Below are 14,442 nucleotides of genomic sequence, written 5' to 3' on the forward strand. Positions count from 1 at the left end.
AGCCCCCGGAGCGGCCACCCCCGGAACCGCCCCGGCACCCACCCTCCCGAGAGCCCACCCCACCCCCAGAACCCCCCACCTCCCCCCCCCGCCCAGAAAAGCCAGAAGGCCCGGAGCCACCCCGGCCCCGGGCCCCACCCATCCCCTCATCCGATCAGATCCAGGGACCCCGCCAAGTTCCCCGTTCCGATCAGGTCATAACCCCCCGCCAGCACCAGGAACAGCAGCGCCGCCACCGTCACACCCGTGTAGTGCAGCCGCCCGAACACCCCCCACCATCCCCGCCGCCAAGCAACCACCGCACAGACCACCATCAGCAGCGTCAGCACGGCCGCCCCCAGGTACATCGCCGGCACCACCTTCAGCAGCGCGGAGTCCCCCAGGAACAGCGTCTGGTTCAGCGCATTGGAGTCCGAGGTCAGCAGCGCGAACCCCGCCGTCGCCACCACCAGCACCGCTCCCGTCAGCCACCCCAGCAGCCGAGCCACCGGCTGCCCGGCCCGCCCCTTGCCCCGAGCCGCCCGCACCACCGCCGCGACGCCCCATCCGAGCACCGTCAGCACCAGCACCGCCAAGCTCCCCAGAGCGACCCGCTGGTGCAGCTCCGGAGCCTGGTACCACGCCAACGGCTCGTAGGCGATGGTCGGGTCACCGTCCGTCAGCATCGAGGCGACCTCCCCGTCCCCGTTCAGCTCGAAGGCGATCTGCGCACTGCCGCCCACCTGCTGGAACAGCCCCGGCTGCACCTGCTCCCACTGGGTGTCCCCCGCCGAGGGATCCCGGGTGACCGGCCCGCTCACGACCAGCCGCCCGTCACGCGCCGCGATGTGCACCGACCCCATCAGCGCCGCCGCCTTGGTCAGGTTCGACTGGCTCACCCGCGTCGACCGGAAGTCCCCGGTGAACTTCGAAAGGTCCCCGCCCACAGCACCCGCACCCGCACCCGCACCCGCACCCGCACCCGCAGCACCACTACCCGCAGCCCCCGCAGCCGGGTAGAAACGGTCCACGAAGTCGTTCAGCACCTGCTGGGTCATCCACCCCCCGGTGCCCCCCTCCCCGTCCCCGTTCACGGTCACGTACAGCCCGACCCCCCGCGCCGGCAGCAGCGCCAGGTTGCTGTGGAACCCGGGCACGTCCCCGTCCTTGACCAGGAGCTGCTGCCCGTTCCGGTTGCGCTGTTCGAGCAGGTACGCCATCCCGGGCATCCGCTGGTCCGGCCCGAAGTGCCGGGCGAGCAGCAGGGCGGCGCCCTCCCGGTCCAGGATCGACCGGCCGTCGAAGGTCCCGCCGTGGAGCTGGGCGAGCATCAGCCGCCCCATGTCACCCGCCGTGGTGACGGCGGCCGCGCCGGTCGGGGTCAGCGGCCCGTACAGCCCCTTGGTCTCGGTCTGGCCGCCCCCTTCAGGGCGGTACCCGTGCGCGAGGTCGGCGTCGACGGGGGCGGGGTGCGGCTGGGTGAAGGTGGTGTGCTCCATCCCGAGCGGCTGCAGGACGTGCTGGGCGACGTACTGGTCGAACGGCTGACCGGAGACCACCTCGACCAGGTAACCGGCGAGCGCGACACCGTAGTTGTCGTACGCGGCGGTCGCCCCGGGGGCCCGGACCCGGTCCGGCTGGTGGGCGGCCAGCGCGGCCCCGAGGCCGCCGTTGTTCCGGGGCTCGGCCTCCGCCAGCCCCATGAAGGTGTCGTCGAAGCCGCCGGTGTGGGTCAGCAGGTTCTCGACGGTGACCGGGTGCCCCGGGTAGCTGTCCCGGATCTTGAAGGTGGTCAGGTAGGTGTTGATGTCCGCGTGCAGGTCCAACTTGCCGGCCCGGACCTGCTGGAGGACGGCGACGGCGGTGAACACCTTGGCGTCGGAGCCCATGAAGAAGGCCGTCCGGGCCGGGTCGACGGGCTTGCGGTTCGGCACGTCGGAGACCCCGTACCCGCCGGCGAAGACCTGCTTCCCGCCGGCCACCACGCTCACCGCCGCGCCGGGGATCTTGTGCTCGGCGAGCAGTTTCGGCACGATCTCGTCGAACAACTGCTTCACCGACCCGGAGTCGGGTGGTGCCGTAGAGCCGCCCGCCGCTGCCGAACTACCGCTGGCCACCGTCGTGGTGGCCGCGTGGGCACGGTCCGGCGTGAGCCCGTACAGGAACAGACCGATGGCCGCCAGAACCATGACCAGTCGGACCCAACCCCGCTTGACCAGCGGCCGGTTCGCCTCCACGCGTCGCTCGCTCATGGTGAACTCCCGTTCTGCACAAGTTGATTGTGGAAGCTCCGGCGCGCTGTGGCGGGTCGCCTCCCGACACCGACAACACTAGGAGGGACGCCCTTCCCCGGGACATGGCCTCTGGTCGTCGATCGGGGGGTGTACCCAGGTACCACCAAGAGGGGTCCAGGGCCCAGTGATCGGAATCGCGGCGGACGGCAGTCTGGATGTCGTCAGCAAGCAACGGGTAGGGATACCGGCCGCGAGGCCGTCACGGAAGGGGCCGAGCGGTCATGACCAGCAGCATCACCACGGGAGTTGTGAACAACGTGCAGAACACCGACACCACGACCGGCCGATCCGGGCGCAACCCGCTCCGGGCGCTGGGCAACGCCATCCGGTCCTGCCTGCGCGGCCCGGTCCTGGCCGCCCTCGCGGTGCCGCAGGTGCTGCTGCTCACCGCGGCCACGGTCGCCGCCTCCCTGCTGGGCCTGGGCGTCGGCGCGCTGCTGGTGCCGCCCACGATCCTGGCGATCCGCGGCCTGGCCGACCTTCGGCGCCGGCTGGCCGCCAACTGGACCGGCGTCGAGATCCGCGACCCCTACCAGCCGCTTCCGGACGCCGAGGCGGGCTTCAAGGGGGCCTGGAAGCGCTGCCAGGCGATGCTGTCCGACCCGGCCTCCTGGCGTGACCTGCTCTGGCTGCTGGTCGACCCGGTGATCGGCTTCACGCTGGCGGTCCTCCCGCTCGCGGTGGTCGCGTACGGCGTCCTCGGCCTGCTGCTGCCGCAGCTCTGGCAGTCGATCGCCGACAACGGCGGCAACACCTGGTACCTGTGGATCCACGTGACCGACTCGGGTGCGGCCGGCACCGCCGCACTGTTCGGCGTCCCGGTGATGCTGGCCGGCCTGGCCATCGCCCCCGGCGTCATGCGGGCCCACACCGCGCTCGCCAAGTCGCTGCTCGGCCCGACCGCCCGTACCGAGGCGCTGGCCGCCGAGCGCAAGGTCGCCCACCTCACCGAGACCCGGCGCGACGCGCTGACCACCCAGGCCGCGGAACTGCGCCGCATCGAGCGGGACCTGCACGACGGGGCGCAGGCCCGACTGGTGGCCATGGGCATGAACCTGGGTGTGGCCGAGCGCCTGGTCGAGCGGGACCCGGAGGCCGCCAAGCAGCTGCTCGCCGAGACCCGCCAGGCCTCCGCCTCCGCCCTGAACGAGCTGCGCGACCTGGTCCGCGGCATCCACCCGCCGGTGCTGGCCGACCGCGGTCTCGCCGACGCGGTCCGGGCCCTGTGCATGGACAGCCCGCTGAACGTGACCGTCTCCGCCGACCTGCCCGGCCGCCCCGAAGCCCCGGTCGAGTCCGCCCTCTACTTCGCCGTCTCCGAGGCCCTCACCAACGCCGCCAAGCACGCCGGCGCCAGCCACGTCGACGTCCAACTGTGGTACGAGAACGGCACCCTGAAGGCCCAGGTCACGGACGACGGCACCGGCGGCGCCGACCCCTCCCGCGGCACCGGCCTGCGCGGCCTGGAGCGCCGACTTGCTACCTTCGACGGAGTCCTGGCCGTCCGCAGCCCGCTCGGCGGCCCCACGACCCTGACGATGGAGCTGCCGTGCGAGTTGTACTCGCGGAGGACCTCTTCCTCCTGAGGGACGGTCTGATCCGGATGCTGCAGGCTTACGACTTCGAGGTCGTGGCCGCGGTGGACACCGGACCGGACCTCCTCCAGGCCCTCCTCACCGAACGTCCGGACGTGGCAGTCGTCGACGTACGACTGCCACCGACGTTCACCGACGAGGGCCTGCAGGCGGCTCTGGAAGCGCGCCGGCAGATCCCCGGTCTGCCGGTGCTCGTGCTTTCCCAGTACGTGGAGCAGCTCTACGCCAAGGAGTTGCTGGCCGACGGCAGCGGAGCGATCGGCTACCTGCTGAAGGACCGGGTCTTCGACCCCGACGAGTTCGTGGCCACCGTCCACCGGGTGGCCGCGGGCGGCACCGCGCTCGACCCCCAGGTGATCGCGATGCTGGTCAGCAACACCGAACGCACCAAGCCGCTGGAACGCCTGACGCCGCGTGAGCGGGAGGTGCTGGAGCTGATGGCCGAGGGGCGTTCGAACGGGGCGATCGCCGAGCGGATGGTGATCACCGAGCGCGCGGTGAAGAAGCACACCGCCAACATCTTCCTCAAGCTCGACCTGCCCCCCTCCGAGGAGGACCACCGCCGGGTGCTGGCGGTGCTGGCCTTCCTCCAGGTGGCGCCCTGATCCGCTACGACGCGGTCTCCCCGGCCACCCAGCGCAGGTAGCCGGGGCTGCCGGACACCACCGGCACGGCGATCACCTCGGGCGTCTCGTACGGGTGCCGGCCGGCGACGAACCCGGCCAGCCGGTCGGCGAGTTCGGCCCGGGTCTTGAGGTCGATCCGCCACTCCTCGGCGTCCTGCACCTCACCCTCCCACCAGTACACCGAGCGGACGGGGTACACCTGCGCACAGGCCGCCAGCCGCTCCCGCACCACGGCGGCCGCCAGGTCCCGGGCCTGCTCCTCGCTCTCGTGGGTGGTGGTCACCACGACGAAGCCCTGTTCGTTCGCTGTCATGCGTCGACCCTAGGGCCCCGAAGCCCGGAAGCCCGGAAACCCAGAAGCCCGGAAACCCGGAAGCCCCCGCCCGTCGCAGCCTCGGAGGCGACGGACGGGGGCGGCTCTCAGTCCCGGCGGGCGGTGTGGACGGTCATCGCCGAGAGGTAGAAGGCGTCCGATCGGTGCAGGACGCCGGTCGGGGCGTCCGGCTCGATCAGCGCCTCCAGGGTCGCCCGGTCCTGCGGGTCGAGCACCTCGGCGAGCTGGTCGTGGCGCCGGACGAGCTGGGCCCGCAGGTACTCGCGGACCGGCCGGGCCAGCGGGGCCGGGTGGTCGACCAGGAAGGTGCGGGTGCCGCTGGGGACGAGTCCGGCCCGCCGCAGCATGGCCGGCCAGTCCTCGATCTCCTCGGTGGTGCCGGGCAGTTCGGCCCGCATCGCGGCGAAGCCGGCCTCGTGCACCGCGTCCAGCCGGGCCTGGAAGCCGGGGCGCCCCAGGCCGAAGTCGCGGGGCAGGTAGCGCGCCGGCAGGCCACTCTCGGCGACCGCGAGCAGTCCGCCGGGCCGCAGCCGTCCGGCCAGGGCGGTGAGCGCGCCCTGCTGGTCGCCGAGGTGGTGGATCGCGTTGCCGGACCAGATCAGGTCGGCCTCGCCGAGCTTGTCGAACTCGGCCGGCAGGTCCGCCTGCTGGGTGCCGAGGCGGCCGCCCGAGCGGGTCCGGGCGCGTTCCAGCAGGGCGGCCGACTGGTCGACGGCGACCACCTCGGCCGCCGGGAAGACCTCGGCGAGCAGCCCGGCGATCACCCCGGGCCCGGCGCCGACGTCGAGAACCCGGCGCACCGAGCCGTCCCCGGCGAGGCCGGACAGCCAGCGCCCGGCCTCGGTGACGGCCCCGGCGCGCAGGTCCGCCTCCAGTTCCAGGTGCGCCGCGAGGGCGTCCCAGTCGAGGTCGGCGGCGGGCACGTGACCGTGGCCGTGGGCGTGCGCGTGGTGCTGGTGCCCGTTCTGGTGCTGGTGCTGGTGTGCGGACATGGTGTCCCTCTCCGTGGTGGCGGACTCGGTGGCCGGTTCGGCGGTGGGTTCTGCCGGTTCGGCGGTGGGTTCGGTAGCCGGTTCGGCGGTGGGTCGGGTACGGCGGTAGCTTCGCCGCTCAGGCGGCCACGGCCGGGCCGGACGCGCGGCGCAGCGCGACCGCCCGTCCGATCTCCTCGTCCACCAGGTCGTGGTCGAGGGCGAAGGCGGCCGCCGCGCCCGACCCGGCGGCGACGACCACCTGGGCGCGCGGGTCGGCGACGTTGCCGACCGCCCAGACGCCGGGCACGCTGGTGCGGCCGGTCCGGTCGGTGGTGACCCAGCCGTCGTCGTCCCGTGCGCAGCCCAGGCCGAAGAGCAGCGCGTCCCGGGGCACCGGCCGCGGGAGGACGAACACCGCCTCGCGGGTGACCACCCGCCCGGTGTCGAGCTCGACGCCGTGCAGCCGCCCGTCGTCGCCCACCAGCCGGACGATCCGGCCCTCGGCGACCCGGACGCCGCGTGCCGCGAGCCGCTCGCGGTCGGCCGCGGTCAGCTCCAGGGTGTGGGCGAGCAGCACCACGTCCGCCGACCACTGCCGCAGCAGCAGCGCCTGGTCGACGGCCCCGGGGCCGGTGCCGAGCACTCCGAGCGGGCGGTCGCGGACCTCCCAGCCGTGGCAGTACGGGCAGTGCAGCACGTCCCGGCCCCAGCGTTCGGCGAGGCCGGGCAGTTCCGGCAGCCCGTCCCGCAGTCCGGTGGCGACGACCAACCGGCGCGCGTGCAGCACCTGTCCGCCGGCCAGGTGGACCACGAAGCCGGTCTCGGCGGGCCCGGCGTTCTCGACGTGCCCGACCCGCCCGTCGATCAGGTCCACCCCGTACCGGGCGACCTCCTCCCGGCCGACCGCCAGCAGTGCGGCCGGTGGCATGCCGTCCCGGCTCAGGAAGCCCTGCATGCGGGCGGCGGGGGCGTTGCGCGGTTCACCCGCGTCCACCACCGCGACCCGCCGCCGGGCCCGGCCCAGCACCAGGGCGGCGTTCAGTCCCGCCGCGCCCGCGCCGATCACCACCGCATCGTGGCGCTCCGCCGTGTTCGTTCCGCTCATCGTCGCTCACCTCCACCGCCAGGCTGCGACCGACCATCCTGTATCGGCAAGCTTTGTTGCTGACTCAGCAAAGAGTTCAGGAGTCACGGCCGCCCCCGGTCCGCCGCCAGTACGAGCGGGTGGCCACCGCCAGCGCCACTCCGTACCCGGCGAAGGCGCAGGCCCCGACCCAGGCCACCTGCAGGGTCTGCTCGGGCGTGGCCCATTCGCCCTGCCGGATGCCGATCACCCCGGCCGAGCACAGCGCCAGGTAGCCGATCCCGACCAGCCCGTACGGCACCAGCGTGGCCGCACCGATCAGCGCCGGGGTGAGCGGCAGCCAGCGCGGGACGGCCCGGCCGCGCAGCGGCAGGGTCCAGCGCGGGAACACCTGCCCCCACGGCCGCACCAGCCCCCACAGCAGGAACACCCCGATCGCCGCCAGCAGCACGGTGCCGTCCAGCCCCCAGCGCTCCAGCGCGAGCCACAACCCGGAGGAGCCGTTGTGCACGTAGCTCGCGTACATCTCGTCCCCGCTGACCCCGGCGAAGCTGCCGCCGAACGCCCAGATCATCTTCATCACCACGTACGGCAGGAAGGCCAGGCTTCCGGCCCAGGCGGCGAGTTGGACGGCCGCCGGCGCCGTCGAGGGCGCCGGGCGGCCGGTCGCCGTCGCCGTCCGCTCCGCGAGCGGCCGCCGGGCCCGGGCCGTCCCGGCCAGCAGCAGCGCCCCGGCCGCCGCCAGCGCCTTGTCCACCGCGTCCGGGACGCTGTCCACGGCCTGCCCGAACAGCAGTGTCACCACGTCCATCAGCAGGCTCCAGGACGCCACCACGGCCAGGGCGCACAGCAGCCGGAGCAACCACGTCAGCCACCGCCCCTGCCGCCCCCGCGCCGCCGCCCACCCGGCCCCGGCCGCCGCCAGCCCCACCCCGGCGACCACCCATCCCAGCCAGGCCGCGCTCCACAGCGCCGTCCCGCTCAGCGCGCACCCAAGCCCGAACCCGGCGTAGCCCACGCCCCAGCCCGCCGCCGCCCGGCCGTCCCGCACCCACACACGCTTCCCCATGGCCCCAGGCTCGCCCGCGCCGCCCCGTCCCGGCCTCCGCCCGCGTGCTGATCCGGCTCCCCCGCCAGGGGGATCCGCGCAGGCACTTGCCCTGGAGCGCACTCCAACTCCTAGCCTCTGGAGCACCACCGCAGCACCGGCCCACCAACCTGGGGAGAACGACCGTGCGCTACCGCGTCCTCGGCGGCACCGGCATCGAGGTGAGCGCCTACTGCCTCGGCACGATGATGTTCGGCGCCATCGGCAATCCCGACCACGACGACTGCGCCAGGATCATCAACACCGCACTCGACCGGGGCATCAACTTCGTCGACACCGCCGACATCTACTCGGCCGGCGAGTCCGAGGAGATCGTCGGCAGGACGCTGGCCGCCCGCGGCGACCGGGACGAGATCGTGCTCGCCACCAAGGCGCACTTCCCCATGGGCGAGGGCCGGGCCCGCGGCGGCAACTCGCGGCGCTGGATCGTCCGCGAGGTGGAGGAGAGCCTGCGCCGACTGCGCACCGACCGGATCGACCTCTACCAGATCCACCGGCCGGACCACACCACTGACATCGAGGAGACCCTCGCCGTCCTGGACGACCTGGTCCGGGCCGGCAAGATCCTCGCCTTCGGCTGCTCCACCTTCCCCGCCGAGCAGATCGTGGACGCCCACCACGTCGCCGAGCGCCGCGCCCTGCCGCGCTTCCGCACCGAGCAGCCGCCGTACTCGCTGCTCGCCCGCGGCATCGAGCGCGACGTGCTGCCGGTGGTGCAGCGGCTCGGCATGGGGGCGCTGACCTGGGGCCCGCTGGCCGGCGGCTTCCTCACCGGCCGCTACCGCAAGGGCCGCCCGGTCGACCTGACCACCGGCCGCGCCGCCATCAACCCGGGCCGCTTCGACCCGGCGCTGCCCACCACGGTCGCCAAGCTGGACGCGGTCGAGGCCTTCACCGAGCTCGCCGAGGACCTCGGCCGCACCCTGCCCGAGCTGGCGACCGCCTTCCCGCTGGCCCACCCCGCCGTCACCTCGGTGATCATCGGCCCGCGCACCATGGAGCAGCTCGAATCCGCCCTCAAGGGCGCCGACCTGGTCCTGGACGACGCCACGCTCGACCGGATCGACGCCATCGTCCCGCCCGGCACCGACCTCTACCGGGCCGACGGCGCCTGGCAGCCCCCGTCCCTCACCACTCCCGCCCTCCGCCGCCGCCCCGGCGCCGACCGCTCGGCGGCCTGATCGAGGCCGGCCGTCGAGGGCCGCCGCGTCCGGCTCACCCCCTCGGCGCGGCGAAGCAGTGGACCACGACCGTACGGCCGGAGGCCCACCGCTGTTCGCCGCCGCCGAGCGGGGTCCAGCCGAGACGGCGGTAGAGGGCCAGGGCTGCGGTGTCGGTGGCGAGGACGTCGAGCACGGGGTGCAGCCCGAGCACCCGCGCGTGCGCCACGGCACGCGCCAGCAGCAGTGCGCCGACAGCCCGTCCGCGCGCCGCCGGGGCGACGAACAACCGGCCGACCACGGCGGTGAGTTCCGGGCGTCCACCGGTCCGCAGGCTCCACAGTCCGGGGGCCATGTCCTCCGGGGTGCTGCGGACCAGGCCGATGTGACCGGCGGTCCGGCCGCCCGCCTCGGCGATCCAGGCCGCCAGCAGGCCGTCCGGGGAGAGCCAGGCGGCGGGCCGCTCGGGCCACTCGGCGGGGTAGCCGTCGGCGGCGTGCACATCGGCCAGGGCCCGGACGCACTCGGCGAGGTCGGCCGCGCGGCGCCGGCGCACGCCCGCCTCCGCCCCGGTCAGCCGTGAGCCGGACGCGACGACATCGGCGCGTTCTTCAAGGTCAGCCATGCCGGTACGTTACCGGCCGACCCTCACCGCCGCAGCAGGTCGACCACCCCGGTCAGGTCCTCGGCGCCGCTGCCGAGCGCCAGCCGGTGCTCCATCAGCCGGAAGTACGGGGAAAGCAGTTCGACGCTCACCCGCTGCTCCTCGGCGGTGCGCAGCAGCGTCTCCTTGCCCGCCACCTGCATCGCCAGGTTGGAGACCACGCCCGTGGTGTAGTCGCCGCTCTCCAGTTGCGCCGCCGTCTGTTCCACCGACCCGGCCATCGCGGTGAGCCAGCTCCCCAGCAGCGGGGCCAGATCGCCCGGCTTCACGCCCTCGCCCCGCACCAGCGCGAAGGCGTGCGCGATCCCGGCGAACATCCCGTACATCGCGCTGAGCAGCGCCACGTCGTGCAGCGCCGCGTGCCCGGCGTCCGCGCCGACGTACCGGACGGCGGCCGGGGCGGCCAGTGTCTCCCGGTGCTCCTCGAACAGCTCCGCCGAGCCGCTGTAGAACACGTACGCCCCGGCCGCCGGGACGCCGATCATCGGCGGGACGGCCATGATCCCGCCGTCCAGGTAGCGGGCGCCGCGGGCCTCGGCCCAGGCGGCCCGGGCGCGGGCCTGGCCGGGGGTGCTGGTGACCAGGTTGACCAGGTCCCGCCCGGCCAGGTCGGCCCCGGCCAGCGCCTCCCCGACCGAGGCGTCGTCCAGCAGGCAGACCACCACCAGCCGGCCCGCCGCGACGGCCTCGGCGGCGGTGGCCGCCACCGAGGCGCCCTCGGCGGCGAGCGCCCCGGCGCGGGCGGCGGAGCGGTTCCAGACGGTCAGCGGGTGCCCGGCGGCGAGCCAGGCGCGGGCCAGTGCGGTGCCCATCGCACCGAGGCCGAGCAGGGTGACAGGGGTCTTTCCGACGTTCTCAACTGCGTTCCGTTCCATGCCGATCAGCCTCGGCGCAGCTCCGTCCGTGATCAAGTACGCACTTCGGAGTGGGTGGTTACCCTGGAGTGAGTGACGAGGTCGGAAGGGGTGGGCATGGCGACCGTGCCGAGGCCGGGGGCGCACGTCTGCGGGATCGACGCCGCGATGGACGTGATCGGCGGCAAGTGGAAGGTGCTGATCCTGTGGGCCCTCGGCGAGCGCCCGCACTGCCGCTTCGGCGAACTGCGCCGCCTGGTGCCGGGGATCACCGAGAAGGTGCTGGCCGCCCACCTGCGCGAGCTGGAGGCGGACGGCATCGTGCACCGGGAGGCGCACCAGGAGGTGCCGCCCCGGGTCGAGTACGCGCTGACCGAGACGGGACGGCACCTGAACGCGGCGCTGGCCCCGCTGGGTGCCTGGGGCCAGGAGCACGTCCTCAACCGCTGACCTCAGTGCTCCTCCGCTCGGTGCTCCTCCGCCGCCAGGCGGTCGACGCAGGCGATTCGACCCGCACCCGCCGGTCGGCACCGCCGCGCCGCGGCGCTTCAATGTGGCCATGCTGATCACCTCCCTGCGCACCGAGCGCCTCGACCTCCTCCCCCTCGCCCCCGACCACGCCGACGAACTCGCCGCCGCCCTCGCCGACCCCTCCCTGCACGCCTTCACCGGCGGCCGCCCGGCCACACCCGAGGAGATGCGCGCCCGCTGCGCCCGGCTCGCCGCCGGCTCCCCGGACCCGGCCCAGGTCTGGGGCAACTGGGCCCTGCGGCTGCGCACCGGCGGCGCCCTGACCGGCTACGTCCAGGCCACCGTCCGCCCCGAGACCGCCGAAGCCGAACTCGCCTGGGTGGTCGGCACCCCCTGGCAGCGCCGCGGCCTGGCCACCGAGGCCGCCCGCGCCCTGCTCGACCACCTCGCCGCCACCGGCGTCACCACCGCACTCGCCCACATCCACCCCGACCACGAGGCCTCCGCCCGCATCGCCCACAACCTCGGCCTCCACCCGACCCCGCACACCCAGGACGGCGAAATCCGCTGGCAGGCCGATCTTCCGCACCCGTAGCATCCGAGCCCCGAAGATCCCGGAGGAGCCACCGTGTCCGTCGACGCCTCGCTGTCCCTGCGCTGGCCCGAGGGCCTCGCGCCCAGCACCGACGGACTGGCCCGGCTGCTCGGACCCGACCACGGGCCGGACGCCGGGCCGGACGCCGGGCCCTGGAGCCTGACCACCACCCCCGACGGCCGGAGCCGCATGTGGGTCCGCGTCTCCACCGACCCCGCGGACCGCACCGGCTCGTACGACCACTGGCTCCACCTCTCCCCGGCCGGGTCCCCGCCCCACGCCGAGGACACCTACGCCGTCCTGCGCGCCCACTGCCGGGAGACCGTCGCCCTGCTGCGCCGCCACGGCCTGGCGGAGGCCGCCCACGACATCGACGGCGACCCGACCGGCTACTGGACCCGCGCCGCCGACAGCCCCGAACTCCTCACCGACCCCGACCTGACCGTCTGGTGGGCCGCCGAAACCCCCACCAGCCCCACCCTCCCGGCCGCCCTCACCCCCGGCCTCCACCCGGCCCCCACCACCCATCTCACTCCCGCCGCCACCGACGACCTCGGCTCCCGCGCCGCTGGCCTGCCCGTCCAGCACACCGCCCGCTTCACCGGCCGCCGGATCACCCCCGAGGAGCTCGACACCTTCGCCGACCGCCTCGTCGCCACCCTGACCCGCCCCGGCGAACGCGTCGACGTCGCCCTCCGGCTCCGCACCCGCCTGATCCGCTACGAGTCCGCCCTCCAGCCCCTCACCGACCTCCGCGTCCTCCCCTGACCCCCGAGCCCCACCGAAGGTGGAGCGAGCTCGTGGGGACCAGCGCCGCCCGCACAGCAGTCGGCTGACCCGGCACGCCCGGAATGCGTACGGACGGCGTGAGGTTTGATTGGGGCATGGCTTCTCGTGCACGTGTCCGCGCCCCCGAGCTGGTCGGCGCCGGTGGATGGCTCAACACAGGCGGCAAGGATCTGTCCCTGGCAGACTTCCGAGGTCGCATTTTGGTACTAGACTTCTGGACCTTCTGCTGCATCAACTGTCTGCACGTCCTCGACGAACTCCGCGAGCTGGAGGAGGAGCACCGCGACACCGTGGTGATCGTCGGCGTGCACTCGCCCAAGTTCGTGCACGAGGCCGACCACCAGGCCGTAGTGGACGCCGTCGCCCGGTACGAGGTGCACCACCCGGTGCTGGACGACCCGGAGCTCGCGACCTGGAAGCAGTACGCCGTCCGGGCCTGGCCGACACTCGTGGTGATCGACCCCGAGGGCTACGTGGTGGCCCAGCACGCCGGTGAGGGCCACGCCCACGCGATCGCCAAGCTGGTGGCGGAGCTGGAGGCGGAGCACGAGGCCAAGGGCACCCTGCGGCGCGGGGACGGCCCGTACGTGGCGCCCGAGCCGGCCGTCGGGGACCTCAAGTTCCCCGGCAAGGCGGTCCGGCTGCCGAACGGGCACTTCCTGGTCGCCGACTCCGGGCACCACTCGCTGGTCGAGCTGGCCGAGGACGGCGAGACGGTGGTGCGCCGGATCGGGGACGGGCAGCGCGGCCTGGTGGACGGCACCCGTCCCCGGTTCAGCGAGCCGCAGGGCCTCGCGCTGCTGCCGGAGGGCCACGACTACGACGTGGTCGTGGCCGACACCGTGAACCACGCGCTGCGCGGCCTGCGCCTCGCCGACGGCAGCGTCACCACCCTGGCCGGCACCGGGCGCCAGTGGTGGCAGGGCTCGGCCACCGAGGGCCCGGCCCGCGAGGTGGACCTCTCCTCGCCCTGGGACGTCGCCTGGTTCGACGGCCGGGTGTGGATCGCGATGGCCGGCGTGCACCAGCTGTGGGCGTACGACCCGGCGGCCGGCACGGTCGGCGTCGCGGCCGGTACCACCAACGAGGGCCTGGTGGACGGCCCGGCCGCCCAGGCCTGGTTCGCCCAGCCGTCCGGCCTGGCCGTCTCCGCGGACGGCGGGACGCTCTGGGTGGCGGACTCCGAGACCTCCGCGCTGCGTTTCGTTTCACGTGAAACCATGACGGTCGAAACCGCCGTCGGCACCGGCCTGTTCGACTTCGGCCACCGCGACGGCGCCGCCGACCAGGCCCTGTTCCAGCACCCGCTGGGCGTGACCGTGCTGCCGGACGGCTCGGTGGCCGTCAGCGACACCTACAACCACGCGCTGCGCCGCTTCGACCCGGCGAGCGGCGAGGTCACCACCCTGGCCACCGACCTGCGCGAGCCCTCCGGGGCGGTGCTGGTGGACGGCGACATCGTGGTGATCGAGTCTGCCCGGCACCGGCTGACCCGGCTGCGGCTGCCGGAGGAGGCCGTGCGGGTGGAGTCGGTGGCGCACCGCACCCAGCGCGCGGCCACCGAGGTCGCGCCCGGCGCCCTCCGCCTCGACGTGGTCTTCGAGGCGCCGAGCGGCCAGAAGCTGGACGAGCGCTACGGCCCGTCCACCCGGCTGCTGGTCAGCGCGACCCCGCCCGAGCTGCTGGTCTCCGGCGCGGGCGCGGACACCGACCTCTCCCGTGAGCTGGTGCTGTCCGAGCAGGTCACCGAGGGCGTGCTGCACGTCTCGGCGATGGCCGCCTCCTGCGACGACGACCCGGAGATCGAGTTCCCGGCCTGCCACGTGCACCAGCAGGACTGGGGCGTGCCGGTGAAGCTGGTCGCCGACGGCGTCCGCCGCCTCCCGCTGGTCCTCGCGGGCATGGAGTAGCCGGG

The 14,442-nt window shown here is 74.2% G+C and carries 14 protein-coding genes; 7 read left to right on the forward strand and 7 right to left on the reverse strand.

The features are described from left to right. Positions 1 to 146: 146 nt before the first annotated feature. Positions 147 to 2,231 carry a serine hydrolase domain-containing protein gene (locus ACFV1W_RS05775; RefSeq protein WP_380413459.1) on the reverse strand — a complete coding sequence of 695 codons (2,085 nt, stop codon included), beginning with the start codon at positions 2,229 to 2,231 and terminating at the stop codon, positions 147 to 149. Positions 2,232 to 2,494: 263 nt separating this feature from the next. On the opposite strand from ACFV1W_RS05775, the gene ACFV1W_RS05780 reads away from it, so the two are divergent. Both ACFV1W_RS05780 and ACFV1W_RS05785 read left to right on the forward strand, forming a co-directional pair. Then, entirely contained in the window at positions 2,495 to 3,859 is a 1,365-nt protein-coding gene (locus ACFV1W_RS05780; protein ID WP_380413461.1) for a sensor histidine kinase, read from the forward strand. Next, positions 3,823 to 4,473 (forward strand): response regulator transcription factor, encoded by a 651-nt coding sequence (locus ACFV1W_RS05785; protein WP_030290358.1) that lies wholly within the window; start codon positions 3,823 to 3,825, stop codon positions 4,471 to 4,473. The genes ACFV1W_RS05780 and ACFV1W_RS05785 overlap by 37 nt, the downstream gene beginning before the upstream one ends. Before the next feature lie 4 nt (positions 4,474 to 4,477). On the opposite strand, the gene cutA is transcribed toward ACFV1W_RS05785, so the two are convergent. The 4 genes from cutA to ACFV1W_RS05805 form a co-directional block, all read right to left on the reverse strand. Further along, on the reverse strand, positions 4,478 to 4,807 hold the full coding sequence (gene cutA, locus ACFV1W_RS05790) for a divalent-cation tolerance protein CutA (RefSeq protein ID WP_380413463.1): 330 nt from the start codon (positions 4,805 to 4,807) through the stop codon (positions 4,478 to 4,480). A 107-nt stretch (positions 4,808 to 4,914) separates the two neighbouring features. Continuing rightward, positions 4,915 to 5,820 carry a class I SAM-dependent methyltransferase gene (locus ACFV1W_RS05795; RefSeq protein ID WP_380413465.1) on the reverse strand — a complete coding sequence of 302 codons (906 nt, stop codon included), beginning with the start codon at positions 5,818 to 5,820 and terminating at the stop codon, positions 4,915 to 4,917. Positions 5,821 to 5,938: 118 nt separating this feature from the next. Beyond that, positions 5,939 to 6,907, reverse strand: coding sequence for an NAD(P)/FAD-dependent oxidoreductase (locus tag ACFV1W_RS05800; RefSeq protein ID WP_380413467.1), 969 nt, complete (start codon positions 6,905 to 6,907; stop codon positions 5,939 to 5,941). Between the two features lie 76 nt (positions 6,908 to 6,983). Beyond that, positions 6,984 to 7,955 carry a hypothetical protein gene (locus ACFV1W_RS05805; RefSeq protein ID WP_380413468.1) on the reverse strand — a complete coding sequence of 324 codons (972 nt, stop codon included), beginning with the start codon at positions 7,953 to 7,955 and terminating at the stop codon, positions 6,984 to 6,986. Positions 7,956 to 8,119: 164 nt separating this feature from the next. On the opposite strand from ACFV1W_RS05805, the gene ACFV1W_RS05810 reads away from it, so the two are divergent. Beyond that, positions 8,120 to 9,175 carry an aldo/keto reductase gene (locus ACFV1W_RS05810; protein ID WP_380413470.1) on the forward strand — a complete coding sequence of 352 codons (1,056 nt, stop codon included), beginning with the start codon at positions 8,120 to 8,122 and terminating at the stop codon, positions 9,173 to 9,175. A gap of 34 nt (positions 9,176 to 9,209) precedes the next feature. Here the strand turns inward: ACFV1W_RS05810 and ACFV1W_RS05815 are convergent, their stop codons facing one another. Both ACFV1W_RS05815 and ACFV1W_RS05820 read right to left on the reverse strand, forming a co-directional pair. Then, positions 9,210 to 9,779 (reverse strand): GNAT family N-acetyltransferase, encoded by a 570-nt coding sequence (locus ACFV1W_RS05815; RefSeq protein WP_380413472.1) that lies wholly within the window; start codon positions 9,777 to 9,779, stop codon positions 9,210 to 9,212. Between the two features lie 23 nt (positions 9,780 to 9,802). Continuing rightward, the gene (locus tag ACFV1W_RS05820; RefSeq protein WP_380413474.1) at positions 9,803 to 10,693 is read right to left on the reverse strand and encodes an NAD(P)-binding domain-containing protein; all 891 of its coding nucleotides are present in this window, start codon (positions 10,691 to 10,693) and stop codon (positions 9,803 to 9,805) included. A gap of 96 nt (positions 10,694 to 10,789) precedes the next feature. Here ACFV1W_RS05820 and ACFV1W_RS05825 point away from each other — a divergent pair, with 96 nt between their 5' ends. The 4 genes from ACFV1W_RS05825 (at position 10,790) to ACFV1W_RS05840 (ending at position 14,437) form a co-directional block, all read left to right on the forward strand. Next, complete coding sequence (locus tag ACFV1W_RS05825; RefSeq protein ID WP_380413700.1) at positions 10,790 to 11,122, forward strand: winged helix-turn-helix transcriptional regulator; 333 nt, start codon at positions 10,790 to 10,792, stop codon at positions 11,120 to 11,122. A gap of 109 nt (positions 11,123 to 11,231) precedes the next feature. Beyond that, complete coding sequence (locus ACFV1W_RS05830; RefSeq protein WP_380413476.1) at positions 11,232 to 11,738, forward strand: GNAT family N-acetyltransferase; 507 nt, start codon at positions 11,232 to 11,234, stop codon at positions 11,736 to 11,738. A 33-nt stretch (positions 11,739 to 11,771) separates the two neighbouring features. Beyond that, positions 11,772 to 12,506, forward strand: coding sequence for a hypothetical protein (locus ACFV1W_RS05835; RefSeq protein WP_380413477.1), 735 nt, complete (start codon positions 11,772 to 11,774; stop codon positions 12,504 to 12,506). 116 nt (positions 12,507 to 12,622) lie between these two features. After that, a complete protein-coding gene (locus tag ACFV1W_RS05840; protein ID WP_380413479.1) occupies positions 12,623 to 14,437 on the forward strand; it encodes an NHL domain-containing thioredoxin family protein in 1,815 nt (604 codons plus the stop codon). Positions 14,438 to 14,442 lie beyond the last annotated feature (5 nt).

Source organism: Kitasatospora sp. NPDC059648 (assembly GCF_042734825.1).
In the GTDB taxonomy this organism is placed as follows: Bacteria; Actinomycetota; Actinomycetes; order Streptomycetales; family Streptomycetaceae; genus Kitasatospora.

Coding starts and splice junctions, on each gene's coding strand:
- ACFV1W_RS05775 (WP_380413459.1), bottom strand. CDS start 2,231: ATGAGCGAGCGACGCGTGGAGGCGAACCGGCCGCTGGTCAAGCGGGGT.
- ACFV1W_RS05780 (WP_380413461.1), top strand. CDS start 2,495: ATGACCAGCAGCATCACCACGGGAGTTGTGAACAACGTGCAGAACACC.
- cutA (WP_380413463.1), bottom strand. CDS start 4,807: ATGACAGCGAACGAACAGGGCTTCGTCGTGGTGACCACCACCCACGAG.
- ACFV1W_RS05795 (WP_380413465.1), bottom strand. CDS start 5,820: ATGTCCGCACACCAGCACCAGCACCAGAACGGGCACCAGCACCACGCG.
- ACFV1W_RS05800 (WP_380413467.1), bottom strand. CDS start 6,907: ATGAGCGGAACGAACACGGCGGAGCGCCACGATGCGGTGGTGATCGGC.
- ACFV1W_RS05805 (WP_380413468.1), bottom strand. CDS start 7,955: ATGGGGAAGCGTGTGTGGGTGCGGGACGGCCGGGCGGCGGCGGGCTGG.
- ACFV1W_RS05815 (WP_380413472.1), bottom strand. CDS start 9,779: ATGGCTGACCTTGAAGAACGCGCCGATGTCGTCGCGTCCGGCTCACGG.
- ACFV1W_RS05820 (WP_380413474.1), bottom strand. CDS start 10,693: ATGGAACGGAACGCAGTTGAGAACGTCGGAAAGACCCCTGTCACCCTG.
- ACFV1W_RS05825 (WP_380413700.1), top strand. CDS start 10,790: ATGGCGACCGTGCCGAGGCCGGGGGCGCACGTCTGCGGGATCGACGCC.
- ACFV1W_RS05830 (WP_380413476.1), top strand. CDS start 11,232: ATGCTGATCACCTCCCTGCGCACCGAGCGCCTCGACCTCCTCCCCCTC.
- ACFV1W_RS05840 (WP_380413479.1), top strand. CDS start 12,623: ATGGCTTCTCGTGCACGTGTCCGCGCCCCCGAGCTGGTCGGCGCCGGT.